Here is a 23874-nt window from a genome sequence, read left to right as displayed (position 1 = left end):
ATGAATTCAGTTTCAGCGTTGGTACGGTGCTTGTCAAGGAGGTGGCCTCGGATGGCAGGCAGGCGCGAGAAATCCGCGGAGACCGAGCAGGCGCTCAAGGACGCGGCCCGGCAGGTGTTCGCCGAACACGGCTACCTCAACGCGAAGATCACCGACATCACCGCCACCGCGGGCCGGGCGGCCGGGTCGTTCTACAACCACTTCGCGAGCAAAGAGGAGCTGCTGCAGGCGCTGCTGGCCGATATCGCGGCGGCGGGCGACGAGCGCGCGGCCGATCCCGAGCACAACGGGGACTTCACCGATCCGGCGGCGATCCGCTATCACGTGCGCGGCTACTGGACCTTCGCGCGCGAGCACGCCGCGGTGCTGCGGGCGATCGAGCAGGCGGCACAGGTGAGCCCCGAATTCGCCCGCGTCATCGCGGGATTCGGGGCGGCGCAGCGTGCCGACATCGCCGACCATATCGCCGACTTCCCCGAGCGCGGGCTCCGGCTGCCCGGGACCGTGGACGCCAGTCTGGCGATGATGTTCGCAGCGGTCGACGGGATGCTGCGGATGGTGGCGGACGGCTCGGTGATGATCGGCGACGAGGAAGCGATCGAGTCGATCACGCGCTTCGTCTACCGGGGACTCACCGGTCGCGACTACTGACCTCGCGCCCCGCCGGGGTGTGCGGGTCCCGGCGGATGCGGCGGTGGGCCATGGATCTGCCGGGAGCCCGAGGTGAGCCGGCGGCCCTAGGGGAGCAGAACGAGGGAGCCGGTGGTCTTGCGCGCGGCGAGATCCCGGTGGGCCTGGGCCGCGTCGGCGAGCGGGTAGGTCGCGCCGATCCGGAAGGTCAGCGTGCCCGCCGCGATGGCGTCGAAGACATCCGTCGCGCGCCACAGGAATTCGGTGCGGGTGCGGGTGTAGGCGCCCAGCGACGGGCGGGTCAGCCAGAGCGAGCCGGCGGGGTTGAGGCGCTGCGGGTCGAACGGCGGGACCGCGCCGCTGGCGGCGCCGAACAGGGCGAGGGTGCCGCGCACGCGCAGCGCGGCCAGGCTCGCTTCGAACGTGCTCGCGCCGACACCGTCATAGACCACCGCGACACCCTCGCCGTCGGTGAGCTCGCGGACCCGCGCGGCCAGGTCGTCGCCGTAGCGCAGGACCTCCGACGCGCCCGCCTCGCGGGACAGCTTCTCCTTGTCGTCGGTGGAGACGGTGGTGATCACCCGCGCGCCCTTGGCGGCGGCCATCTGGGTGAGCAGCAGGCCGACGCCGCCCGCGCCCGCGTGGATCAGCACCGGGTCGCCCGGCTCGGGCCGGAACACCGATTCGATCAGGTAGTGCGCGGTCATGCCCTGGAGCAGGGCGGCGGCCGCCACGGTCGGGTCGACGGCGTCGGGCACCCGCACCGCCACCGCCGCGTCGACGGCGACCCTGTCCGCGTAGCTGCCCGGCGCCGCCGCCCAGGCGACCCGGTCGCCCACGGCGAACTCGGTCACCTCGGCGCCGACCGCCGCGACGACACCGGTGCCCTCGGAGCCCGGAATATACGGAGTCGCCTGCGGGTACTGGCCGGTGCGGAAGTAGATATCGATGTAGTTGACGCCGACGCCCTGGGTGTCGACCAGCAGCTGACCGGGCCCGATCTGCGGATCGGCCACCTCGACGTACCGCAGGACCTCGGGACCACCGTGCTCGGAAACCTGAATGGCGCGCATGAGTCTCCTTTGTACACCCCGTGTTCGACGCCACTCGGGGGTGGACTCGCGACTACCGGCCGGTAAACTCATGGCCCATGAGTGCTACCACCGCCGCCCCCGTCGCCGTGAAGGTGCCTGCCGAGGTCGAGAAGTCCGTCGCCAAGTTCGTCGCCGAGCACGGCGGTTCGGGCACGGCCGTGCTGCAGTACATCGGTGAGCAGGGTGTGCGCATCACGCTGGTCGGTGCCGACGGCATCCTCGGCGACCGCGTGGTGGCCGACCTGGCGACCGCGAAGGCCCTGGTCGAGCGGGTCGACGGGCTCACCGAGACCGACGAGTGGAACCGCGAGCTGGTCTCCGTCGTGACGCCGACCAAGTCGCACTGGAAGAAGATGGCGGGCTGGGTCGCCCACCAGACCAAGTTCCCGAAGGCGCGCAACTGGAAGCTCTTCGCCGGCGCCTGATCCCGGCCCGAACGCCCGACAGCCCGCGATCCTCGGATCGCGGGCTGTCGTCGTTTCGGGAACTCAGTGCGCGGCGGCCGACGACACCGGCGCGGGCACGCACACCTGCTCGCGGACCCGCAGCGAGGCCCACAGCGCGGCGGTGGCCGCCGTGCACGCGGCCGCGCCACCGACATGGATGGCGACCAGCGCGGCGGGGACGTCGGTGAAGTACTGGACGATGCCGACGAGCGACTGCGACAGCACCAGCCCGAGCAGCACGTACAGGCGGACGCGGATCGCGGGGGTGATGCCGACGGCGAACAGGCCGAAGGCCAGGCCGATCAGCAGCGCCAGATAGCCGACCAGCAGCTGCGAGTGCAGGTGCACCAGCGTGACGATCTCGACCTCGAGCCGGGCCACCGGCCGGTCGATGCTCTTGTCGCCCGCGTGCGGGCCCGCGGCGGTGACCAGCGTGCCCGCGATCAGCACCCCGGCCAGCGCGACGCCGCTGAGCGCGGTGAGCCAGCGCAGGGGAGCGGGTACCTGGACGGTGTCGATGCCGTCGTCGGGCTGGCCGATCTTGGCGTACAGCACGACCGCCAGCCACACCATCACCATCGAGGCCAGCAGGTGCACGGCCACCGTCCACCACAGCAGGCCGGTCCGCACGGTGATCCCGCCGATGATCGCCTGCACGACGGTGCCGCCGGGCATCAGCCACGCGTAGACGAGGACCTCGCGCCTGCGCCGGGCGCGGACCACGGCGAGCACGATCAGCGCGGCGCACAGCGTCACCGCGAAGGTGAGCATCCGGTTGCCGAACTCGACGGTCTGATGCAGGACCGGCACCTCCGAGACACCCACCGGGGTGAAGCTGCCGGGGAAGCACTGCGGCCAGGTCGGGCAGCCGAGGCCCGACGCGGTGACGCGCACGACGGCGCCGGTCACCGAGATTCCGGCCTGGCTGAGGATCACCGCGAGCGCGATGAGCCGCTGCACCCGCAGCGAGGGGAGCGGCAGCCGGTCGACGAGGCCAACGAAGGCGCGATACAGCACGTCACGATGGTACTGGCCGCGAAATCCCGACCGATACCAGGGCTACTACAGTGCGTCGTTGATCACTCAGCTGAACCGGAACAGGCGGGTCGCGAGCCAGCCGCACAGCACGCCCCACACCGCGAGCACCGCGACCGCGAACCAGTCGACCGCGCCCGTCAGCGCCGATTCCAGGGCGAACGCCAGCGCGCCGGAGGGCACCAGCCGGACCAGCACGGTGAGCGCAGCGGGCAGCGAGTCGCCGACGAGCACCAGGCTGGCGACGCCGAGCATGATGAACCAGAGGATATTGGCCAGTGCCAGCACGACCTCGGCCTTGAGCGTCCCGCCCAGCAGCAGGCCCATCGCCGCGAACGTCGCGGTACCGAGGGCGATCACCAGCGCGCCGAGCGCGAGGCCGCCGATCCCGGGCCGCCAGCCCAGGGCGGCGCCGATCGCGCCGAGCAGGATCGCCTGCAGTACGACCACGATCAGCACCGCCGCGCACTTGCCCGCGATCACGCCCCAGCGGGGCAGCGGGGTCGCGCCGAGCCGCTTGAGCGCGCCGTAGCGGCGGTCGAAGCCGACGGCGATGGCCTGGCCGGTGAACGCGGTCGACATCACCGCGGTCATCATGACCATCGGCACCACCTTGTCCACCCGGTGCTCGCCGAGCTCGCCGAACGGCAGCAGGGTCAGACCGATCAGCAGGGTGATCGGGATGAACATGGTGAGCAGCAGCTGTTCGCCGTTGCGCAGCAGCAGCTTCAGTTCGAGGCCGGTCTGCGCGATCAGCATCGTCCGCCGGGTGGCGGGGCGCGGGTCGGGAGCGAAGGTGCCGGGCAGGAACCGGCTGGTGGTCTCGGTCATCCGCGCAGGTCCCGTCCGGTCAGTTCGAGGAAGACATCCTCGAGGCGGCGCTGATCGATGCGGATGTCGGTGGCGAGCACGTCCATCCTGGCGCACCAGGCGGTGACGGTCGCCAGCACCTGCGGGTTGATCTCGCCCTCGACCAGATAGGTGCCCGGCGTCGTCTCCCGTGGTGAGAAACCTTCCGGCAGCGCCGATTTCAGCAGCGCGATATCGAGCTTCGGTGGGGCGCAGAAGCGCAGCTGGCCCGCGGCGCCGTGCGCGGTGACCTCGGCGGGCGTGCCCTGCGCGACGATCTCCCCGTGATCGATGATCACCAGCTGGTCGGCGAGCTGCTCGGCCTCGTCCATCATGTGCGTGGTCAGCACCACGCTCACGCCGTCGCGGCGCAGGGCGTCGATCAGCTCCCACACGATCAGCCGGGCCTGGGCGTCGAGCCCGGCGGTCGGCTCGTCGAGGAACACGATCTCCGGCCTGCCGACCAGCGCGCAGGCCAGCGCGAGCCGCTGCTGCTGGCCGCCGGACAGGCGGCGATACGGCGTCCGGCGGTTGTCCTGCAGGCCGAGGGTGGACAGCAGCCAGTCGGGATCGATCGGGTCGGCCGAGTAGGCGGCGACCAGATCGAGCATCTCACCGGCTCGCGCGCCCGGATAGGCGCCGCCGCCTTGGAGCATCACGCCGATGCGGGGGCGCAGCTGCTCGGAGTCGGCGATCGGGTCGAGGCCGAGGACGCGGACCGTGCCCGCGTCGGGGCGCACGAAGCCCTCGCACATCTCCACCGTGGTGGTCTTGCCAGCGCCGTTGGGGCCGAGCAACGCGAACACCTGGGCCTGCTCGACCTCGAACCGCAGGCCGTCGACCGCGGTCGTCTCGCCGTAGCGCTTGACCACGCCGTCGACGCCAACAGCGGGTCCGGAGCGACTTCTCACGATGTCACACGGTAAGCCGTGCCCTCCTGTGACGGAGCCGACACCCCCGGCTGAGCCCGCCAGGGCAGGGAGTGACGGGTGAGTGCGAAGAACAACGCGAAGCAGACCGCGGCGGCCAGTGCGGCGCCGATGATCTGGAAGACCTGGAACTCCGCCCCCCGTGGCATCACCAGCATCGAGACGACCGCGGAGAACGCGACGGCGGGCACGCGGAACACCGGCTGGGTGGCCCAGGCGGCCAGCGGCACGATCGCCCACAGCAGGTACCAGGGCTGGACCACCGGGAACAGCAGCACGATCGCGCCGAGCGCGACACCGAGCGCGCCGACCGGATGCAGCCGGCCGGTGCCGGTGGCGACCAGCATGCGCACGGTGATGTAGGCCGCGACCGCCGCCGCGATCGGTCGGGTGATCGACAGCAGCGCGGTCGTGTGGTCGCCGAGCCCGAGCAGGACACCGCCGAATCCGGTGATGATGCCGATGACGGTCGGCAGCGACATCCAGCTGCGCACGGCGCTGGCGGTGTTGAGCGTGAAGATCCAGCCGAAGCCGAGACCGCTCACCGAGCTCACGAACAGCGTTGTCACCCCGGCGATCACGCCGAGCAGCAGCGCGGCCTTCACCACCGCCTTGAGGTCGCCGCCCCAGCGGCGGGCCAGCGCCATCCCGACGAAGCCGAGCGCGATGATCGAGGTGAACTTGATCGACGACGACAGGGTGATCACCACCGCGCCACCGATCAGCAGCCCGTAGGCGCGCGCGTCGAACGGCGCGAGACCGGTGCCGTTCAGCAGATCGGGGGTGCCGCCGTTGCCGTAGATCGCCCGCAGCATCAGCTCCACACCCGCGAGCATCAGGCCGAGCATCAGCGCGTCGTTGTGCACGCCGCCGACCAGGTGGAACAGCACCAGCGGGTTGGCCGCGCCGAGCCACAGCGCGCTCACCGGCGCGACACCGCAGCGCACCGACAGCCGCGGCAGCGCCCACACGATCAGCGCCACGCCCGCGAGCGCGAGCAACCGGTGCACCCACACCCCGGCGATGATGTTGTCCCCGGTCAGCTCCGCGATGCCGCGGCCGATCCAGAGGAACAGCGGGCCGTACGGCGCGGGGGTGTCGCGCCAGATGGTCGGCACGTTGTTGGTGAGGACATTGTCGATGCCGAGCCCGGCGACCGGACCCTCCAGATACGGGTCGATACCGCGCGCGGCGATCTCGCTCTGCGCCAGATAGGAATAGACGTCGTTGCTGAACATCGGTGGTGCCACGCTGAGCGGGATGATCCACAGCAGCAGCGTGCGGTCCAGCTGTGACCGGGTCAGCCGGTGCACCGGCGACCCGGCCAGACCGCCGACCGCGAACCGGCCGAGCAGCAGCCACGCGCCGATCACCAGCACGGTGCCGAACATGCACATCGCCAGCGAACCGGTGTGCGCCCTGGCGAAGATGCCGAGGACCCGCATGCCCGAGACGGGGTTCTGGTGGACCGGCTGCGCGCCGATGCCCAGCGCCGCGATCGCCATCAGGACCGCGCCGGTCGCGCCCATCAGCCGGATGCGGTCCAGCTGCGCGCGCTCGCGCCGGTCGAGGCCGGGGACCTCGTTCTCGTCGCGGTGCAGCACCGCGACGGTGTGATCAGGGGTCGGCACGTCGAGCCCGAGAGCTCGCCTCCCGAACGCCAGTGTCTTGCGCGCCGCGCCCTCCAGTACCGCCACGGAGAGCGAGCCTAGTGCGGCGCGCCGCGACCGGTGGTGCTCCGGTCGGTGCCGCGTCCTCGACCAGCGCCGATCACGGCGGCTAGCGCGGTTGCGGCGCCTCGGCGGTGGGGGCCGACACCTGGGGCGGTGGGCCAGGGATGTCGGCGCGCACCATCAGCGTGGCCCCGACGATGACGGCCAGGCACGCCACCGCGACCGCGCCCAGCGACGCCCAGCCGATCCGGCGCGCGGCCTCGGGCGTGCGCGCCGACAGCCATTCCGGGACGAACAGGATGCCCAGCGCCGCGAGCGTGCCGGCGGCCAGCCCGCCGAGGTGACCCCACAGCGAGATGCCGGGCAGCGAGAAGCTGATCAGCACGTTGACGCCGATGACGACCAGCATCGGCGTCGGGCTCTGCCGCAGCCGGATCAGCGTCACGGTGACCGCGCCGAACAGGCCGTACACCGCGCCGGAGGCGCCCGCGGTGGCGACGACGGTGTCGGACAGGGCCATCACCGCGGCGGACCCGCCGAGCAGCGAGATCAGGTACACGCACGCGAACCGCACCCGGCCGAGCACCCGCTCCAGATCCCGGCCGACGACGTAGAGCGCGAACATGTTGACCAGCAGGTGGATCGCGCCGTAGTGCAGGAAGCCCGAGCCGATCAGCCGCCACCACTCGCCGTCGGCGACCAGCAGCGGGACCAGCACGAACTCCCGGAACAGCGCCGAGCCGCGGTAGTTGTCCATCGCGCTGCCCGCCTGGGCGGCCGTGACGAGATAGACCAGGACGTTGACCGCGATCAACGCGTAGGTGACGTACGGAACGGCGGCCGCGCCCGCGGTCGCGCCGCCCACGGTGCGCACCTGGCGCACCTCGCTCCGACCCTGGCGCACGCAGTCCACGCAGTGCTGGCCGACGGCGGCGGGCCGCAGGCACTCGGGGCAGGCGGGCCTGCCGCACCGGGTGCACGCGAGGCCGGTGGGGCGGTCGGGATGGCGGACACACGTCGGTGCGGGCGGGTTGGACACCTCGTCATCGTGCCACGGCCCGTGGACCGGGGCGGGCCGACCGCGCGGCGACGTCCGCCGGGGCCGCAACACCGGTGTTGCGTAATTCCGCGGGCCGGACGGCGGCCCCCGGTCGTGTGCGATGGGTCACCCCGACGGCGGCCGCCGTCGCGGCCGCGGCGTCCGCACCTGGGGTTTTGCCGGGCGGTCGCGGTGCCAGGCGATCTTCGTCGCAGGTCAGGGCACCCTTTGTCAGGGGACCCTTATTAGATTTAGGGAAGTAATTCCGCCACACTGGTGTTGTGAAAACCGTGGGTTTGCGGACAGACGTGGACGGGACCGGTCGTAAGACGACCGGCGCCCGGTCGTCCGCCGGTCCAGCGGCGACCGTGCACGAAGGGCACACCAGGGCGGCGATCGTCCAGTTGCTGCTCGAGGACGGCCCGATCACCGCGACCGCGATCGGCACCGCGCTCGGGCTCGCGCCCGCGGGCGTGCGCAGGCATCTGGACGCGCTCATCGACGCCGGCCAGGCGCGGGCGAGCCGGTCGGCGCCGTGGCAGCAGAAGGGCCGCGGCCGCCCGGCCAAGCAGTACCAGCTGACGGCGGCGGGGCGGGGCAATCTCGGCCATGCCTACGACGATCTGGCCGGCGCGGCGATCCGCCAGCTCGGCGAGATCGGCGGCGAGGCGGCCATCGCCGAGTTCGCGCGCAAGCGGGTTCGGGTCATCGTCGACGGCATCGAGCCGGTCGCCGAGCACACGGCTCCCGTCATCGAGGCCAAGGTCGAGGAGATCGCGGAAGCGTTCGCCGACGCCGGTTTCGCCGCCACCACCCGCCAGGTCGGCGCCGGTGTGCAGATCTGCCAGCATCACTGCCCGGTGGCCCACGTGGCCGAGGAGTTCCCGCAGTTGTGCGACGCCGAACTGGACGCTTTCCGGGACCTGCTGGGGACCCACGTTCAGCGACTTGCGACCATCGCCAACGGCGATTGCGCCTGCACCACCCACGTACCGCTGGTCGCGCTCCCGAAAACAGCTTCCACCCCATCCGCCGCACAGCCCGCGGCGGGACGAACGAACGACTCCGGAAGGAGTGCCGAATGACGACGACCACCGACCAGGTGCAACCGCTGACCCAGGACGAGACCATCGCCTCGCTGGGCAACTACGGTTACGGCTGGGCCGATTCGGATGTGGCCGGTGCCAGTGCGCAACGCGGCCTGTCGGAGGCTGTCGTTCGCGACATCTCGGCCAAGAAGAGCGAGCCGGAGTGGATGCTCGACATCCGCCTCAAGGCGCTGCGCATCTTCGATCGCAAGCCCATGCCGAACTGGGGTTCCAACCTCGACGGCATCGACTTCGACAACATCAAGTACTTCGTGCGTTCGTCGGAGAAGCAGGCCGAGAGCTGGGAAGACCTGCCCGAGGACATCAAGAACACCTACGACAAGCTGGGCATCCCCGAGGCGGAGAAGCAGCGGCTGGTCTCCGGTGTCGCCGCGCAGTACGAGTCCGAGGTCGTCTACCACTCCATCCGCGAGGACCTGGAGAAGCAGGGCGTCATCTTCCTCGACACCGACACCGCGCTCAAGGAGCACCCGGAGATCTTCCAGGAGTACTTCGGCTCGGTGATCCCCGCCGGTGACAACAAGTTCTCCGCGCTCAACACCGCCGTGTGGTCGGGCGGCTCGTTCATCTACGTGCCGCCGGGCGTGCACGTCGACATCCCGCTGCAGGCCTACTTCCGGATCAACACCGAGAACATGGGCCAGTTCGAGCGGACGCTGATCATCGTCGACGAGGACGCCTACGTCCACTACGTCGAGGGTTGCACCGCCCCGATCTACAAGTCCGACTCGCTGCACTCCGCGGTCGTCGAGATCATCGTGAAGAAGGGCGGCCGCTGCCGCTACACGACCATCCAGAACTGGTCGAACAACGTCTACAACCTGGTCACCAAGCGGGCCAAGGCCGAGGCGGGCGCCACCATGGAGTGGGTCGACGGCAACATCGGCTCCAAGGTCACCATGAAGTACCCGGCGGTCTGGATGACCGGCGAGCACGCCCACGGCGAGGTGCTCTCGGTCGCGTTCGCCGGTGTCGGCCAGCACCAGGACACCGGTGCCAAGATGCTGCACCTGGCCCCGCACACCTCCTCGACCATCGTGTCGAAGTCGGTGGCGCGTGGCGGCGGTCGCGCGTCGTACCGCGGCCTGGTCCAGATCAACAAGGGCGCCCACGGTTCCAAGTCGACCGTGAAGTGTGACGCGCTGCTGGTCGACACGATCAGCCGCTCCGACACCTACCCCTACGTCGACATCCGCGAGGACGACGTGACCATGGGCCACGAGGCGACCGTCTCCAAGGTCTCCGAGGACCAGCTGTTCTACCTGATGAGCCGCGGTCTGACCGAGGACGAGGCGATGGCGATGGTGGTGCGCGGCTTCGTCGAGCCCATCGCCAAGGAACTGCCGATGGAATACGCGTTGGAACTGAACCGGCTCATCGAGCTGCAGATGGAAGGGGCCGTTGGCTGATGTCGTCGCTCGAGACGCCGACCCAGAATCCGGGCGCGGGCGCCGCGGTCAACAAGGGCGAGGTCTTCACCTCATTCGACGTGGACCAGTTCGAGGTGCCGTCGGGCCGTGACGAGGCGTGGCGGTTCACCCCGCTGCGCCGGCTGCGCGGCCTGCACGACGGCACCGCGGTGCGCGACGGACAGGCCACGGTCGAGGTCACCCCGGTCGCCGGGGTCACGGTCGAGACCGTCGACCGCACCGACGCCCGCCTCGGCCAGGCCGGCACCCCCGCCGACCGTGTCGCCGCCCAGGCCTACTCGGGCTTCGAGTCGGCGACCGTGGTGTCGATCGGCGCGGAAACCGAAGTGGCCGAGCCGGTCACCGTGACCGTCACCGGTCCGGGCGAGGGCAAGACCGCCTACGGTCACCTGCAGATCCGCCTGGACAATTTCGCCGTCGCCACCGTGGTCCTGGACCAGCGGGGCAGCGGAACCTACGCCGAGAACGTCGAATTCGTGCTGGGTGACAGCGCCAAGCTGACCGTCGTCGCCGTCCAGGAATGGAACGAAGACGCCGTGCACGCCACCGCGCATCACCTGAAGCTGGGGCGCGACGCCACCGTGCGCCACTTCGCGGCCACCCTCGGCGGCGACCTGGTCCGGCTCACCGGCACCGTGCGCTACGCCGGTCCCGGCGGCGAGGCCGAGCTGTTCGGCCTGTACTTCGCCGACGCGGGTGAGCACTTCGAGCAGCGGCTGCTGGTCGATCACTCCGAGCCCAACTGCAAGTCCAACGTGCTGTACAAGGGTGCGCTGCAGGGCGATCCGGCCTCGGCCAAGGGCGATGCCCGCACCGTGTGGGTCGGCGACGTGCTGATCCGCGCGGCCGCCGAGGGCACCGACACCTACGAGGCCAACCGCAACCTCGTGCTCACCGACGGCGCGCGCGCCGACTCGGTGCCGAACCTGGAGATCGAGACCGGCGAGATCGCCGGTGCCGGACACGCCAGTGCCACCGGCCGTTTCGACGACGAGCAGCTGTTCTACCTGCGCGCTCGCGGCATTCCGGAGGACGTCGCCCGCCGCCTGGTGGTGCGCGGCTTCTTCCACGAGATCATCCAGAAGATCGCGGTCCCCGAGGTCCGGGAGCGGCTGGAGGCGGCCATCGAGGCCGAGCTCGCCACTGTCGGTATCTGACCCACTCTTACCTCCCACGAAGGAATTCGAATTCGATGACCACCTTGGAAATCAAGGACCTGCACGCCGAGATCACCACCCCCGAGGGTGAGTCCAAGAAGATCCTCAACGGTGTGAACCTGACCGTGCGCTCGGGCGAGACGCACGCCATCATGGGCCCCAACGGCTCGGGCAAGTCGACGCTGTCCTACGTGATCGCGGGTCACCCGAAGTACACCGTCACCCAGGGCACCATCACCCTCGACGGTGAGGACGTGCTGGAGATGTCGGTCGACGAGCGCGCTCGCGCCGGCCTGTTCCTGGCCATGCAGTACCCGGTCGAGGTCCCCGGTGTCTCGATGTCGAACTTCCTGCGCACCGCCGCCACCGCCGTGCGTGGCGAGGCCCCCAAGCTGCGCACCTGGGTCAAGGAGGTGAAGGAGTCGATGAAGGAGCTCGAGATCGACGCCGCCTTCGCCGACCGCAGCGTCAACGAGGGCTTCTCCGGTGGCGAGAAGAAGCGTCACGAGGTCCTGCAGCTGGGTCTGCTCAAGCCGAAGATCGCGATCCTCGACGAGACCGACTCCGGCCTCGACGTCGACGCGCTGCGCATCGTCTCCGAGGGCGTCAACCGCTACAAGGAGCGCGAGAACGGCGGCGTGCTGCTGATCACGCACTACACCCGCATCCTGCGCTACATCCAGCCCGACTTCGTGCACGTGTTCGTCAACGGCAAGATCGTCGCCGAGGGTGGCTCCGAGCTGGCCGAGGAACTCGACGCGAACGGCTACGTGCGCTTCACCTCCGCGACCGCTGGAGCCTGAGATGACCGCGACGGTGCCGGCCCTCGACGTGGCCCGGATCCGGGCCGACTTCCCGATCCTGAACCGTACGGTTCGGGACGGGAAACCGTTGGTGTACCTGGATTCCGGGGCGACCTCGCAGCGTCCGCTGCAGGTGCTGGACGCCGAGCGCGACTTCCTGCTCACCCGTAACTCGGCCGTGCACCGCGGTGCGCACCAGCTGGCGGAGGAGGCGACCGACTCCTACGAGGACGCCCGCGTCGCCATCGCCCGTTTCGTCGGCGCCGACGCCGGGGAGATCGTGTTCACCAAGAACGCGACCGAGTCGCTGAACCTGGTGGCCAACGCCTTCGGCGACGACCGGTTCCCGCACAGGGTGGGTCCCGGCGACGAGATCGTGATCACCGAGCTCGAGCACCACGCGAATCTCGTGCCGTGGCAGGAACTCGCGCGTCGCACCGGTGCCACGCTCAAGTGGTACGGCATCACCGACGACGGCCGGATCGACCTGGATTCGCTCGAACTGTCGCCCGCGACCAAGGTGCTCGCGTTCACCCACCAGTCCAATGTGACCGGCGCGGTCGCCCCGGTGGCTGAATTGGTGCGCCGGGCGAAGGAAGTCGGCGCGCTCGTCGTGCTCGACGCCTGCCAGTCGGTGCCGCACATGGCGGTGAACTTCCGGGAGCTCGGCGTGGACTTCGCCGCGTTCTCCGGCCACAAGATGCTCGGCCCGATGGGCGTGGGCGGACTGTACGGCCGACGGTCGCTGCTCGAGGAGACCCCGCCGTACATCACCGGCGGGTCGATGATCGAGACCGTCACCATGGAGCAGACCACCTACGCGCCGCCGCCGCAGCGCTTCGAGGCGGGCACGCCGATGACCTCGCAGGTCGTCGGGCTGGCCGCCGCGGTCCGCTACCTGGAAGACCTCGGCATGGACGCGATCGCCGCCCACGAGCACGCGCTCACCGGCGCCGCGCTCGACGGCCTGCGCGGGATCGAGGGCGTGCGGATCATCGGGCCGACCGAGAACGTGGACCGCGGTGGCGCGGTGGCGTTCGTGGTCGACGGCATCCACGCCCACGACGTGGGCCAGATCCTCGACGACCAGGGTGTCGCCATCCGGGTCGGGCACCACTGCGCCTGGCCGCTGCACCGCAAGTTCGGTGTCGCGGCGACGGCGCGCGCGTCGTTCGCCGTGTACAACACCCTCGACGAGGTGGACGCGCTGGTGCAGGCCGTGCGGAAGGCTCAGAGCTTCTTCGGAGTTGCATAAGTCATGCGCATGGAGCAGATGTACCAGGAAGTGATCCTGGACCACTACAAGCACCCGCACCACCGCGGGCTGCGGGAACCGTTCGGTGCCGAAGTGCACCACGTGAACCCGACCTGTGGTGACGAGGTAACCCTGCGCGTGCACATCGACGACGCGGGCGAGGTCGCCGACGTGTCCTACGACGGGCAGGGCTGCTCGATCAGCCAGGCCGCCACCTCGATCCTCACCGATCAGGTGATCGGGCTGCCGGTGCAGCAGGCGCTGAAGGTGGTCGAGTCCTACAGCGAGATGATCTCCAGCCGCGGCACCGTCGAGGGTGACGAGGACGTGATCGGCGACGGCATCGCCCTGGCCGGCGTCGCCAAGTACCCGGCGCGGGTGAAGTGCGCACTGCTGGGGTGGATGGCGTTCAAGGACGCCGTCGTGCGGATCGCCTCGGCCGAAGAAGTCAAGCCTGCCATGGGAAATGGGGAAGCGTGATGAGTGAGACACCGGCTGTCGAAGCCACCGAGGCCGCCGCTCCCGAGGTGGAGCTGACGCCCGAACAGGTCGAGCACCTCGAGAATCTCGAGGAGGCCATGCGCGACGTGGTCGACCCCGAGCTCGGCATCAATGTCGTCGACCTCGGCCTGGTCTACGGCATGTCCGTCGACGACGACAATATCGCCACCCTCGACATGACGCTGACCTCGGCGGCCTGTCCGCTGACCGACGTCATCGAGGACCAGTCCCGCAACGCCCTGGTGCGCAGCGGCCTGGTCGAGGACCTGAAGATCAACTGGGTCTGGATGCCCCCGTGGGGCCCGGACAAGATCACCGAGGACGGTCGCGAACAGCTGCGCGCCCTCGGCTTCACGGTCTAGAAATTGCGCGAAAAGGCCCGGATTCCATGGGAATCCGGGCCTTTTCGGTTCCCGTAGGCCCGCTGGATTCGCCGCCGGGCGCCGATATCCGGTTGCGGGTGCGGCCGCGACGAGGATTATGGAGGAATGGCCGAGTCGAGCAGGAGCAGTGCCGCCGAACGCGGCAGGCACGCGCTCGTCGGCGGTCTCGCCGCGGTCGTTCTCGCGCCGGTGGCGGCCGCGACGACGGCCGCCGTCTATCGATTTCCGGTGCCGCTCGTCGGCTATACCAGCGGAATAGGCGGCGCCCCGACGGCGGCGGTCGGCAGCATCTTCTATCTGGTGCTCGGCGGTGCGGTGGTGCTCGCGCCGGCCGGTGCGCTGGGTGGTCTGCTCACGACGTGGGGGAATCCGGCACCGACCCGGCGCAATTATCTGATCGCCGGCGCGGCCGGATTGTTCGTCGCGTTTCTGGGCGCCGTCGGGCTGGCGCTGCTGGAATTCCTCGTCGGGCCGTGGTGATGTGTTCCTTTGTCGCGCTGTGATTTTCCTCCCTGCTATTGGATGTACGCCGTTGTTCGGCAATAATCCGGAGGTTCCGGACTTCCGGGACAGATTCCAGAGGAGAATTGTTCGATGAGTTTCTTGGGTAAGGCCGGTCTCGCCGTCGCGGCGCTCGGCCTTGCGGCCGGTTCGGTCCTCGGCGCCGGTGCGGCGAACGCGGAGAGCCTGCACGCCGCCATCTCGTTCAGCGACGCGGACTGGGCCTTCGCCTACAGCGTGAACAAGCCGACCGCCGAGGCCGCCGCCGACGAGGCGCTCGCCGCCTGCGACGCCGCCGACTGCCACATCTGGGCCGCCTGGGCCAACGGGTGCGGTGTCATCGTCGAGGGTGACGGGGGCGCGATCGGCATCGGCACGGGTGCCACCAGCCGTGAGGCGGAGACCGAGGCCTACGCCAGCCTGGGCGAGCTGGAGCCGAAGGCGCTGCTCGCGAACACGGGTTCGGCCGCGCTCAGCGGGGCCCACGTGGTCAAGACGATCTGCACGGCCAACGCCCGCTGATCACCGCACGCCGAAGGGCCCGGATCCGCACGGATCCGGGCCCTTCGGGGTCGGGTGGGCCTAGGCGGGCTCCGGCGGGGTGAGCGAGGCGATCCAGGCGCCGATCATGTCGGCGGTGTGGTCGATGACGACCTCGCGATCGAGGCCGTCGTTCTCCATCTCGACTGAGCGCAGCGCGGTGGCGAAGCCGGCGTTGAGGACGACGAAGGCCATGGTGTCGATGTCGAGGTTCTCGGTCGGGCCGAGCATCTGGATCAGGTACAGCTTCATGATCATCCGCAGCCGCGGCTCGAATTCCGGGATGCCGCTGCCGTAGAAGTGCAGATCGGCGACGAGGGCGCGCACCAGCGGCCCGTTGGCGATCAGGATCTCGACCGCGATCCGGATCACCTCGGCGACGGCGTCGCGCGGGGTCTTGTCGGCGGAGCCGGTGAGCAGGCGGCTGTAGCGGTCCTCGACCTGCAGGAACAGGCTGTCGGTGAGTTCCTTGACGATCTCGTCGCGGTCGGTGAAATACCGGTACAGGGTGCCGATGCTCATGCCCGCCTCGGCGGCGATCCGATTGGTCGAGGTGTTGCCGATTCCGCGGCTGCCGAAAAGATGAGCGGACACCGCGAGAATGCGGGCGCGGGTTTCCTTCGCCCGGTCCTGCTTGGGGCGTTTGCGCTGCTTGTCGGCGTGCGGTGGCATTCGGAGACCTCGGTCGAAAGAGGAGTAGAAGGTGAGCAGTTGCTCATCCTAGAGTCATGATCATGGAGAAACCGGAGTGTAGGCCATCACCGGGGCCGGGCACTACGGCAGCTGAACCACCGCCGGCCGCGCCGACGCGGTGTGGAAGGAGTCGACGATGATGACGATCCCCGTGGATGGAGCCCCGATGTGGCAGCCGCTGCGCGATGTCCGGACGCTGACGGGCACGCTGGTGAGCCACTTCGTCGACACCGTGGCCACCTGCCGGACGCTACCCGGCGACGCGATCTCCGGTGACGTCACCGCGGTCACCCGCCTGTGCCTGGAGATCGTCGGCGGGATGCTCGACGGTCGCGACGAGACCGAGCGGCTGAACCGGCTCTCGGTCGCCGCGGCGGGCTGGGCGCGCGAGGGCGTGCCGATCGACGCCATCCTGCACGCCTTCCACGAGGGTGTGCGGATCAGCTTCGACGCCGTCTTCGACGCGGTCGCCGACGACGACCGGGCGAGCCTGCTCGACGGCTTCCGCCGGGCGGTGGCGATCTCGGATCAGCTGTGCACCACCGTGACCCGCGCCTACATCCGGGAGCATCGCGACGTCGCGGGCGAGCATCACACGGCCGTGCACACGCTCACCTCGGCGCTGCTGGCCGGGCAGCCGACGGTCACCATGGCGCGCGAGTGCGGAATCGCCGTCGCCGAGGCGTATTCGGTACTGGCGCTGTCGATCCGGCGTCGCCCCGAGACCGCCGATCCGCGGGTGAACCGGGCGGTGGTGGCTCGCCGCGCGCTGCGCCGGGTGCAGGCCGCGCTCGCGCACCACGGCGGCGACCAGGTGCTGTCGCTGCTGTCGGTGGACGGTGGAACCCTGCTCATCCCGGCCGAGCTGATGGACTCCAGCACCCTGGACGCCCTGATCGCGGCGCTGTCGCGCGCGGCCGATGTCGACGTGACCGGCGCGCTGGTCCCGGCGACCACCGCGGAGATCCCCTCGGCCGCCGAGCGCGCGCACGAACTGCTGGACATGGTCGAACGGCTCGACTGCGAGCCCGGCCTGTACCGCTTCGGCGATCTGGCCCTGGAGTACCAGCTCACCCGTCCCGGCCCCGGCCGCGCCCGCCTCGGCGAGCTGCTCGCACCGCTGGACAGCCACCCCGAGCTCTTCGAGACCCTGCGGGTGCACATCGCCAACAATATGAACCGCAGGCGCACGGCCCGCCTGCTGCACATCCACACCAACACCGTCGACTACCGCCTGCGCCGCATCGCGCAGCTCACCGGTCTGGATCCGGCGCAGGGCTCGGGGCTGTGGCAGCTGCGCTCAGCCATGATCGCCCGCAGCTTCCACTCCGGGCCGACCGTGGAAGCCCGCCTGGCCTGATCCGGAAACCGTTGGCGCGGTGTCCCCTCCCCGGTATATGGTTCAGTGGACCAAAACCTGGGAGGGGATATGACCGTCGAGACCGTCGAGCAGCTGTGTCACGCGATCGAGCAGGGCGCGGCACCGAAATACCTGGCGTTCTGGGGGCATACCCCGCGCGCCGACGGCGCTGTCGGCGCGAGCTGCCTGAGCCAGTGGTGGCCCGCGGAATTCGTCGTCGACGGCACCGCGTTCCGCAGCGCGGAGCACTACATGATGTGGCGCAAGGCGCTGCTGTTCGACGACGAGCGCACGGCGGCTCGCGTGCTCGACGCGAACCATCCGAGCGTGGCCAAGAAGCTGGGCAGGCAGATCAGCGCCTTCGACGACACCGTCTGGGAGCGTGCGCGATTCGAGATCGTCGTCGCGGGCAGCGTGGCCAAGTTCGGCCAGGACGACACCCTGCGCGGCTACCTGCTCGGCACCGGTGCGCGGGTGCTCGTCGAAGCCAGCCCGGTGGACCGGATCTGGGGGATCGGCCTGGCCGCCGACGACGCGCGCGCCACCGACCCGGCGCGCTGGCGCGGCCTGAACCTGCTCGGTTTCGCCCTGATGCGCGCTCGCGAGGTGCTCGCCGCGGCGGCCTAGCCGCCGGCGATCCCCGGTTGTCGGTGGGGGTTGTTAGTCTGTGGCGGACGGACGGACCGGGAGGATTCGGGCGTCACGGTAGGCGAATTCGGTTGGCGTCGTGCTCATGCCGGCGCGCGGCGGAATTCGCGGAACCCGGCCGGGCGGGCAATTCGGGAAAGCTATTTCTCGATGGCCCGTGTGGCGGTTCATGATTGGTTCGGCTTCGACCGCGAAGCCGATTTTTCGATGGGGAGATTCACTGATGTCTGTTGTGGGCAAATATGCCCTGGGTGTGGCCGCCATGTCCGCGGTGGCCGCGTTCACCGTCGTGAACGCCGGCTCGGCCGCCGCGGCCGAGAGCGGCGTGGCGATCGCCGAGGCGCCCGGCTACACCGCCGTCTCGCGCGACGGTGGCTTCCAGGCCGCCGCCGGTGATCTCTACGGCGCGCTGGCGTTGTCGTCGAAGGAGGCCGTGGTCGCCTCGGCGGTCAACTACGGCAGCTGGGCGGCCGCGAGCCAGGCCGCGCTGGCCGAGTGCGGCGTCTGGGACTGCCAGATCGTCGTCGAGTTCCGCAATGCCTGCGGTGCCGTCGCGCAGGGCGCCGACTACCGCTTCGGCTGGTCCTGGGATCACTCCCTGGCCGCGGCCGAGCGCTCGGCGGTCGACGTGCTGGGAATCAGCGCGCCGCCGTTCCCCGACCCGGGTTCGGCCTCGCCGCGTGCGGCGAGCGTCATCCTGTCCGCCTGCACGGCGAACGTCTGACGAACGAGAGCAAGCGGGGTGCGGACCGATCCGGTCCGCACCCCGCTTTTTCGCCATCGGGAATTCTCAGCGCCGCAATACCTTCCGAGCCAGCCAATTGCCGAAGAACTGCACACCCTGCACGCCGGCGATGATGATCAGCGTCGCCACGATCGTGACTTCCCAATCGAATTGCTGATAGCCGTAGACCAGCGCGAAATCGCCGAGTCCGCCGCCGCCGACCGTGCCCGCCATGGCGGAGATGTCCACGATCGAGATGACCACGAAGGTATAGCCGAGGATCAGCGGCCCGAGCGCTTCCGGAATCAGCAGCGTGAGAATGATCCGCAGCGGACCGGCCCCGACGGCGCGCGCCGCCTCGAGCACGCCCGGATCGACCGTCACCAGATTCTGTTCCACGATCCGGGCGATGCCGAACGACGCCGCGACGATCATCACGAACAGCGCCGCCTCGGTCCCGATCGTGGTGCCGACGACCTCGAGAGTGACCGGACCCAGCGCCGCCAGCAGGATGATGAACGGAATCGGGCGCACCACGTTCACCAGCACATTGAGCACCAGGTAGACCGGCGCGTTCGCCAGCAGCCCGCCCCGGCGGGTGGTGTAGAGCGCGGTGCCGAGCGCCAGCCCGATCACCCCGGCCACGACGAAGGTCACGCCGACCAGATAGACGGTGGTCCCGATCGCCTCGAACAGCGTGGGCCGCAGCTTCTCCCAGTTGGTCTCCATCAGCTCGCCTTCCGCTCCAGGTCGGCGACCACGCGGTCGAGCGCGTCGTCGGGGCCGTGCAGCGCCAGCGTGATGCTGCCGAACGTCTTGTCCTGCAACGTGCTCACCCCGCCGTAGACGATTTCGAAGCGCACGTCGGCGGCGGTCGCGGCGGCCAGCGCGGCGCCGATCCCGCTGTCGTCGTCGATGTCGACGGTGACCAGCCTGCCGCCGTGCAGGTCCCGCAGGCGCGCGAGTTCGGCCGCGTCGGGCCGGTTGTGCAGCACGGTGGCCACGAACGACCGGGTCGGCGCGGCCCGCGGCGCCGCGAAGACGTCGAAGGTGGGCGACAATTCGACGATCCGGCCCTCGGCCAGCACCGCCACCCGGTCGGCGACCGCGCGGATCACGTCCATCTCGTGGGTGATCACCACGATGGTCACCCCGAGCTCGGCGTTGATCTTCTTCAGCAGCCGCAGCACCTCGGCGGTGGTCTCCGGGTCCAGCGCCGAGGTCGCCTCGTCGGCGAGCAGCAGCGACGGCGAGGTCGCCAGTGCCCTGGCGATGCCGACGCGCTGCTTCTGCCCGCCGGAGAGCTGGTCGGGGTAGGCGCGCGCCTTCTCGGTGAGACCGACGAAGTCGAGCAGCTCGGCGACGCGCGCCTTGCGTTCGGCGCGCTTCCAGCCCGCCACCTTGAGCGGATATTCGATATTGCCCGCGGCCGTGCGCGAGCGGAACAGATTGAACTGCTGGAACACCATGCCGATATCGCGGCGCAGGATGCGCACCGCCGACTCCGGCACCCCGGTGATCGGGGCGCCGGAGACGGTGATCGTGCCCGAGGTGGGCTTCTCCAGGGCATTGATCAGCCGGACCAGGGTCGACTTGCCCGCCCCGGAATAGCCGATCACCCCGAAGATCTCGCCCGCTTCGATCCGCAGATCGATGTCGTCGAGCGCGACGTGCCGCTCGGCGCCGCTGCCGAAGACCTTGCTGACCGCACGGAATTCGACCGCGGCGTCGGGTGCGCTCACTTGTTCGCGCGGATGCCCTGCTGCACCCGGTCGAGGATCTGCTCGAGCTCGGGGCCCGGGCGGGTCACGGCGACCGCGGTGTTCTTGGTGACCTCCGCGTGCGCGGCGGCCACGGCCGGGTCCTTCCAGATCTCGACCAGCTTCAGGTAGGTCGGGTCGGTCTTGTCTTCGGCCCGCGTCACGATCACGTTGATGTACGGCTCGGCGGCCGGGTTCTTCGGATCGTCCTTGTAGAGCGCCGAATGCGGATCGATCCCGGCGCGGTCCAGGAAGGTGTTGTTGATCACCGAACCGTCGACCGAGGCCAGTGACAGCGCCGTCTGCGCGGCGTCGACCGGGGTGACCGTGACCTTGGAGGCACCCTTGTCGATGTCGGCGGGGGTCGGCTGCGCGGAGGTGCCGGTCAGCTTCAGCAGCCCGGCGGCCTGCAGCACGAACAGCGCGCGGGCCTGGTTGGTCGGATCGTTGGGAATCGCGATCTGACCGCCGGCCGGGATGTCGGCCAGCGCCTTGTGCTTCTTGGAGTACAGGCCCAGCGGCACGATGTAGGTCGCGCCGATCGGGGTCAGCGTGTCCGAACTCGCGACGTTGTACTGCCCGAGGAACTGCAGGTGCTGGAACAGGTTGACGTCGATCTGCTTCTGCGACAACGCGGCATTGGGCTGCTTGTAGTCGGAGAAGCTGGTGATCTTCAGGGTGATGCCCTGTTCCTTGGCCTTCTGCTCGAAGACGTCCCAGGCCTTGTCCCTGTCGGTGGTGCCGATGCGCACCACGGTGCCGGAGTCCGCGTCGTCCGAACCGCACGCCGTGAGGGTGAGGGCCGCGGTTGCTACCAGGACCGGGATCGCCAGTACCCGCCGGAATTTCACTTGATGCTCCCGAATTGCTCGCTGAGGATGAACCCGGTCATCCAAGCCGCCGTTCGTACGCCGAAACAACGGTTTGCGTTGCCTCGAGCGAAACCCTCGGCAACTCCTGGACGTGCGACTACTTTGCGGACGATGCGAGTTCTGCGCCGTCTGCGGCCGGATCCTCGAGACCGACGACCCGGCCGATCCGCAGGCGATGCCGCGTGAGCTGGCGGCGAGGTTCCGCGAGGAGGGATCGCCGCATACGAGAATCGGAGTTTCGTATGCTGCGAGCATGAGGACGTCGAAATCAGCGGGCGGACGCCCCCGCGAGAGCCGGGTCGACACCGCGATCGCGGCGGCGGTGACCGGGGTACTGGCGGAGTCCGGGTACGCGGCGCTCACCGTCGACGCGGTGGCGGCGCGGGCCGGGGTGAGCAAGGCGACGATCTACCGCCGCTTCGCCACCAAGCAGGAGATGACGTTCGCGGTCGTGTTGCACGACCTGGACGAGGCCCCGCCCGCCGACACCGGCACGCTCGAGGGTGACCTGGGCGCGCTGATCGAGCGGATCGGCGAGCAACTCCGTCGCTCCGGCTCCGACGTGATGACGGGGCTGCTCGCCGATATCCGGGCCGACGCCACGCTGACCGAGCGCTTCACCACCACCTACCTGGCGGTGGAACGCTCCGTCATCGGCGAGCTGCTCGACCGCGCGATCGCCCGCGGTGACCTGACCCGGCGCCCCGATCCGGCGATCACCCAGGCGCTACTGCTCGGTCCGCTGTTCGCCTGGATCGTCGTGCTCGACGAAGATCCCGCGCGCGCACCCGAACTCGCGCGCATCGTCGCCCGGATGGTCAGCGACGCGCTCGCGGCGGGCGTGGTGCCCGCCGATCCGTCCTAGCGACGGCGCTCCGCTCAGCGACGCGGGTGCTCCACCGACAAGCGGCCGCGCCGGATGAGGTCGTGGCGGGTGGTGGCCGACATCGGCGGCAGCGGCTGCTCGCCGCCCGCCTCGTCGGGGTTCGGGCGCACGAGCAGGGTGACGGTCGCGGCGGGCACGAAGCCGGTGCTGGTCATCAGCGCGGCCGAGGCGCTGTTGCGGTCCTCGACATCGGTGACGATATGGCGGGCGCCGCGCGCGAACAGCGCCTCCGAGCACACGTTCACCAGCCGCCGCGCGATGCCGTGCCCCTGCATGTCGGGGGCGACCGCGATCCATTCCAGATACGCCCAGTCGTCGCGGTGCTCGAATTCCATCGAGCCGAGCACGAAGCCGACGACCCGATCGGAGTCCAGGGCGACCCAGCAGGCGTTGTCGGGGCCGTCCAGATGCTCGGCGACCGCCGTGAGCGACCACGAGGTGTAGGGCTTGGTGGTCGTGTCGAACACCTGGTGGCCGAGGTCGAGGACTTGCCGCAGATGTCCCAGCCCCATCGGCACGACAGCGATCGAGGAGTCCATGCGGGCCAGTCTGCCCTACGCGCCCTTGCGCGCCGCGGTCTTGCTGTCCGTGGATTTCTTCGCCGCGGCTTTGCGCGGCGCCGCTTTCTTCGCCGGCGCTTTCTTCGCCGCCTTCTTCGCGGGCGCGGGCGCCGCGTCGGCGTCGCGGCGACCGCTGGCCTCGAGGCTGCGCTGGAGCGCCGCGACCAGATCGACGACCTCGGCATCGGGTTGTTCGGCGGGTTCGGCCGAGGCGGCGGTCTCGACCTTGCCGGATCCGCTGGCGATCGCCTCGTCGAGCAGTTTCTGCAATTCGATCTGGTATTCGTCGGTGTATTCGGTGGGATCGAAATCGCCCGACATCGACTCGACCAGGGTTTCGGCCATCTTCAATTCCTGCGGGCGCGGCGCGGGGGCGTCGTCGAGGGCGGGGAAGTCGACGGCGCGCACCTCGTCGGGCCACAGCAGGGTCTGCAGCACGAGCACGCCGTCGCGCACCCGCAGCGCCGCCAGCCTGGTCTTCTGCCGCAGGGTGAAGTGCACCAGCGCGGTCTTGTCGATGCGTTCGAGCGTGGCGGCCAGCAACTGATAGGCCTTGGGCGTGGCCGAATCCGGTTCGAGGTAGTAACTCTTGTCGAACAGCACCGGATCGATCTGCTCGGAGGGCACGAATTCCAGCACCGGGATCTCGTGTTTCTCCGCCGCCGGGAGTTTCGCGAAATCGGCGTCGGTGAGCACGACCTGGTCGCCGTCGGCGGAGACGTAGGCCTTGTCGATGTCGGAATACTGGACGGAATTGCCGCACACCTGGCAGACACGGTCGTATTTGATCCGGCCGCCGTCCTTGGCGTGGACCTGATGGAACCGAATATCGTGGTCCTCGGTCGCGGTGTAGACCTTGACCGGGACATTGACCAGCCCGAATGCGATCGAGCCCTTCCAGATCGATCTCATATGGCAAGGTTACTGGTCCTGGCGTTTTGCGCCACCCGAACTTCTGCGCGACCTTGGGGTTTCCTACGGTTGGTTACGGTTGTCT

General features: G+C 69.6%; 27 protein-coding genes. 15 read left to right on the top strand and 12 right to left on the bottom strand.

The features are described from left to right. Positions 1–51: 51 nt before the first annotated feature. Positions 52–651 (top strand): TetR/AcrR family transcriptional regulator, encoded by a 600-nt coding sequence (locus AB0L91_RS00135; RefSeq protein WP_365006707.1) that lies wholly within the window; start codon positions 52–54, stop codon positions 649–651. 86 nt (positions 652–737) lie between these two features. On the opposite strand, the gene AB0L91_RS00130 is transcribed toward AB0L91_RS00135, so the two are convergent. Beyond that, a complete protein-coding gene (locus AB0L91_RS00130; protein ID WP_365006706.1) occupies positions 738–1703 on the bottom strand; it encodes a quinone oxidoreductase in 966 nt (321 codons plus the stop codon). A gap of 77 nt (positions 1704–1780) precedes the next feature. Here AB0L91_RS00130 and AB0L91_RS00125 point away from each other — a divergent pair, with 77 nt between their 5' ends. Further along, positions 1781–2149, top strand: a complete 369-nt coding sequence (locus tag AB0L91_RS00125; protein WP_365006704.1) for a hypothetical protein — start codon at positions 1781–1783, stop codon at positions 2147–2149. Positions 2150–2212: 63 nt separating this feature from the next. On the opposite strand, the gene AB0L91_RS00120 is transcribed toward AB0L91_RS00125, so the two are convergent. The 5 genes from AB0L91_RS00120 to AB0L91_RS00100 all read right to left on the bottom strand — a co-directional run bounded on the left by AB0L91_RS00120 (position 2213) and on the right by AB0L91_RS00100 (position 7695). Then, positions 2213–3187 (bottom strand): heme A synthase, encoded by a 975-nt coding sequence (locus tag AB0L91_RS00120; protein ID WP_365006702.1) that lies wholly within the window; start codon positions 3185–3187, stop codon positions 2213–2215. 66 nt (positions 3188–3253) lie between these two features. Beyond that, the gene (locus AB0L91_RS00115) at positions 3254–4036 is read right to left on the bottom strand and encodes an ABC transporter permease (RefSeq protein ID WP_365006700.1); all 783 of its coding nucleotides are present in this window, start codon (positions 4034–4036) and stop codon (positions 3254–3256) included. Continuing rightward, positions 4033–4965, bottom strand: coding sequence for an ABC transporter ATP-binding protein (locus tag AB0L91_RS00110; protein ID WP_355281274.1), 933 nt, complete (start codon positions 4963–4965; stop codon positions 4033–4035). The genes AB0L91_RS00115 and AB0L91_RS00110 overlap by 4 nt, the downstream gene beginning before the upstream one ends. After that, positions 4962–6680, bottom strand: a complete 1719-nt coding sequence (gene mptB / locus AB0L91_RS00105; protein WP_357345178.1) for a polyprenol phosphomannose-dependent alpha 1,6 mannosyltransferase MptB — start codon at positions 6678–6680, stop codon at positions 4962–4964. The genes AB0L91_RS00110 and mptB overlap by 4 nt, the downstream gene beginning before the upstream one ends. An 82-nt stretch (positions 6681–6762) precedes the next feature. Next, entirely contained in the window at positions 6763–7695 is a 933-nt protein-coding gene (locus tag AB0L91_RS00100; RefSeq protein ID WP_365006697.1) for a rhomboid family intramembrane serine protease, read from the bottom strand. A 290-nt stretch (positions 7696–7985) separates the two neighbouring features. On the opposite strand from AB0L91_RS00100, the gene AB0L91_RS00095 reads away from it, so the two are divergent. From AB0L91_RS00095 to AB0L91_RS00055, 9 genes are all read left to right on the top strand, one after another. After that, positions 7986–8780, top strand: a complete 795-nt coding sequence (locus AB0L91_RS00095; RefSeq protein WP_365006694.1) for a metalloregulator ArsR/SmtB family transcription factor — start codon at positions 7986–7988, stop codon at positions 8778–8780. After that, a complete protein-coding gene (sufB, locus tag AB0L91_RS00090) occupies positions 8777–10213 on the top strand; it encodes a Fe-S cluster assembly protein SufB (RefSeq protein WP_218718234.1) in 1437 nt (478 codons plus the stop codon). The genes AB0L91_RS00095 and sufB overlap by 4 nt, the downstream gene beginning before the upstream one ends. Next, positions 10213–11391 (top strand): Fe-S cluster assembly protein SufD, encoded by a 1179-nt coding sequence (gene sufD / locus AB0L91_RS00085; RefSeq protein ID WP_355281270.1) that lies wholly within the window; start codon positions 10213–10215, stop codon positions 11389–11391. The genes sufB and sufD overlap by 1 nt, the downstream gene beginning before the upstream one ends. Before the next feature lie 35 nt (positions 11392–11426). Continuing rightward, positions 11427–12194: a Fe-S cluster assembly ATPase SufC gene (gene sufC, locus AB0L91_RS00080; protein WP_355281269.1), complete on the top strand. Its 768-nt coding sequence runs from the start codon at positions 11427–11429 to the stop codon at positions 12192–12194. Between the two features lies 1 nt (position 12195). Beyond that, complete coding sequence (locus AB0L91_RS00075; RefSeq protein ID WP_355281267.1) at positions 12196–13449, top strand: cysteine desulfurase; 1254 nt, start codon at positions 12196–12198, stop codon at positions 13447–13449. A 3-nt stretch (positions 13450–13452) separates the two neighbouring features. Next, on the top strand, positions 13453–13929 hold the full coding sequence (gene sufU / locus AB0L91_RS00070) for a Fe-S cluster assembly sulfur transfer protein SufU (RefSeq protein ID WP_355281265.1): 477 nt from the start codon (positions 13453–13455) through the stop codon (positions 13927–13929). After that, the gene (locus AB0L91_RS00065) at positions 13929–14312 is read left to right on the top strand and encodes a metal-sulfur cluster assembly factor (protein ID WP_355281263.1); all 384 of its coding nucleotides are present in this window, start codon (positions 13929–13931) and stop codon (positions 14310–14312) included. Before sufU ends, AB0L91_RS00065 begins: the two co-directional genes overlap by 1 nt. A 126-nt stretch (positions 14313–14438) precedes the next feature. After that, positions 14439–14813: a hypothetical protein gene (locus AB0L91_RS00060; RefSeq protein WP_365006690.1), complete on the top strand. Its 375-nt coding sequence runs from the start codon at positions 14439–14441 to the stop codon at positions 14811–14813. Positions 14814–14927: 114 nt separating this feature from the next. Beyond that, entirely contained in the window at positions 14928–15356 is a 429-nt protein-coding gene (locus AB0L91_RS00055; RefSeq protein ID WP_357345186.1) for a DUF4189 domain-containing protein, read from the top strand. A 60-nt stretch (positions 15357–15416) separates the two neighbouring features. Here AB0L91_RS00055 and AB0L91_RS00050 read toward each other — a convergent pair whose 3' ends face one another. Further along, positions 15417–16046 (bottom strand): TetR/AcrR family transcriptional regulator, encoded by a 630-nt coding sequence (locus tag AB0L91_RS00050; RefSeq protein WP_365006687.1) that lies wholly within the window; start codon positions 16044–16046, stop codon positions 15417–15419. Positions 16047–16203: 157 nt separating this feature from the next. Here AB0L91_RS00050 and AB0L91_RS00045 point away from each other — a divergent pair, with 157 nt between their 5' ends. The 3 genes from AB0L91_RS00045 (at position 16204) to AB0L91_RS00035 (ending at position 18799) form a co-directional block, all read left to right on the top strand. Further along, complete coding sequence (locus AB0L91_RS00045; protein ID WP_365006685.1) at positions 16204–17427, top strand: helix-turn-helix domain-containing protein; 1224 nt, start codon at positions 16204–16206, stop codon at positions 17425–17427. Positions 17428–17496: 69 nt separating this feature from the next. Beyond that, positions 17497–18054: an NADAR family protein gene (locus AB0L91_RS00040; protein ID WP_365006683.1), complete on the top strand. Its 558-nt coding sequence runs from the start codon at positions 17497–17499 to the stop codon at positions 18052–18054. Between the two features lie 244 nt (positions 18055–18298). Further along, entirely contained in the window at positions 18299–18799 is a 501-nt protein-coding gene (locus tag AB0L91_RS00035) for a DUF4189 domain-containing protein (protein ID WP_357345193.1), read from the top strand. A gap of 66 nt (positions 18800–18865) precedes the next feature. Here AB0L91_RS00035 and AB0L91_RS00030 read toward each other — a convergent pair whose 3' ends face one another. From AB0L91_RS00030 to AB0L91_RS00020, 3 genes are read right to left on the bottom strand one after another with little or no spacing between them, the layout of a single operon-like run. Next, positions 18866–19528 carry a methionine ABC transporter permease gene (locus AB0L91_RS00030; protein WP_365006681.1) on the bottom strand — a complete coding sequence of 221 codons (663 nt, stop codon included), beginning with the start codon at positions 19526–19528 and terminating at the stop codon, positions 18866–18868. Continuing rightward, positions 19528–20541: a methionine ABC transporter ATP-binding protein gene (locus AB0L91_RS00025; protein ID WP_365006679.1), complete on the bottom strand. Its 1014-nt coding sequence runs from the start codon at positions 20539–20541 to the stop codon at positions 19528–19530. The genes AB0L91_RS00030 and AB0L91_RS00025 overlap by 1 nt, the downstream gene beginning before the upstream one ends. Continuing rightward, positions 20538–21377 (bottom strand): MetQ/NlpA family ABC transporter substrate-binding protein, encoded by an 840-nt coding sequence (locus AB0L91_RS00020; RefSeq protein ID WP_357345730.1) that lies wholly within the window; start codon positions 21375–21377, stop codon positions 20538–20540. Before AB0L91_RS00020 ends, AB0L91_RS00025 begins: the two co-directional genes overlap by 4 nt. A 307-nt stretch (positions 21378–21684) precedes the next feature. Between AB0L91_RS00020 and AB0L91_RS00015 the strand changes: the two genes are divergently transcribed. Beyond that, the gene (locus tag AB0L91_RS00015) at positions 21685–22296 is read left to right on the top strand and encodes a TetR/AcrR family transcriptional regulator (protein WP_365006677.1); all 612 of its coding nucleotides are present in this window, start codon (positions 21685–21687) and stop codon (positions 22294–22296) included. A 14-nt stretch (positions 22297–22310) separates the two neighbouring features. Here AB0L91_RS00015 and AB0L91_RS00010 read toward each other — a convergent pair whose 3' ends face one another. Beyond that, a complete protein-coding gene (locus tag AB0L91_RS00010) occupies positions 22311–22856 on the bottom strand; it encodes a GNAT family N-acetyltransferase (RefSeq protein ID WP_365006675.1) in 546 nt (181 codons plus the stop codon). Positions 22857–22871: 15 nt separating this feature from the next. Beyond that, positions 22872–23789, bottom strand: a complete 918-nt coding sequence (locus AB0L91_RS00005) for a Ku protein (RefSeq protein ID WP_355275987.1) — start codon at positions 23787–23789, stop codon at positions 22872–22874. Positions 23790–23874 lie beyond the last annotated feature (85 nt).

It is taken from the genome of Nocardia sp. NPDC051833 (assembly GCF_040681225.1).
Classification (GTDB): domain Bacteria; phylum Actinomycetota; class Actinomycetes; order Mycobacteriales; family Mycobacteriaceae; genus Nocardia.
This window is presented reverse-complemented; position numbering and strand designations above follow the sequence as displayed.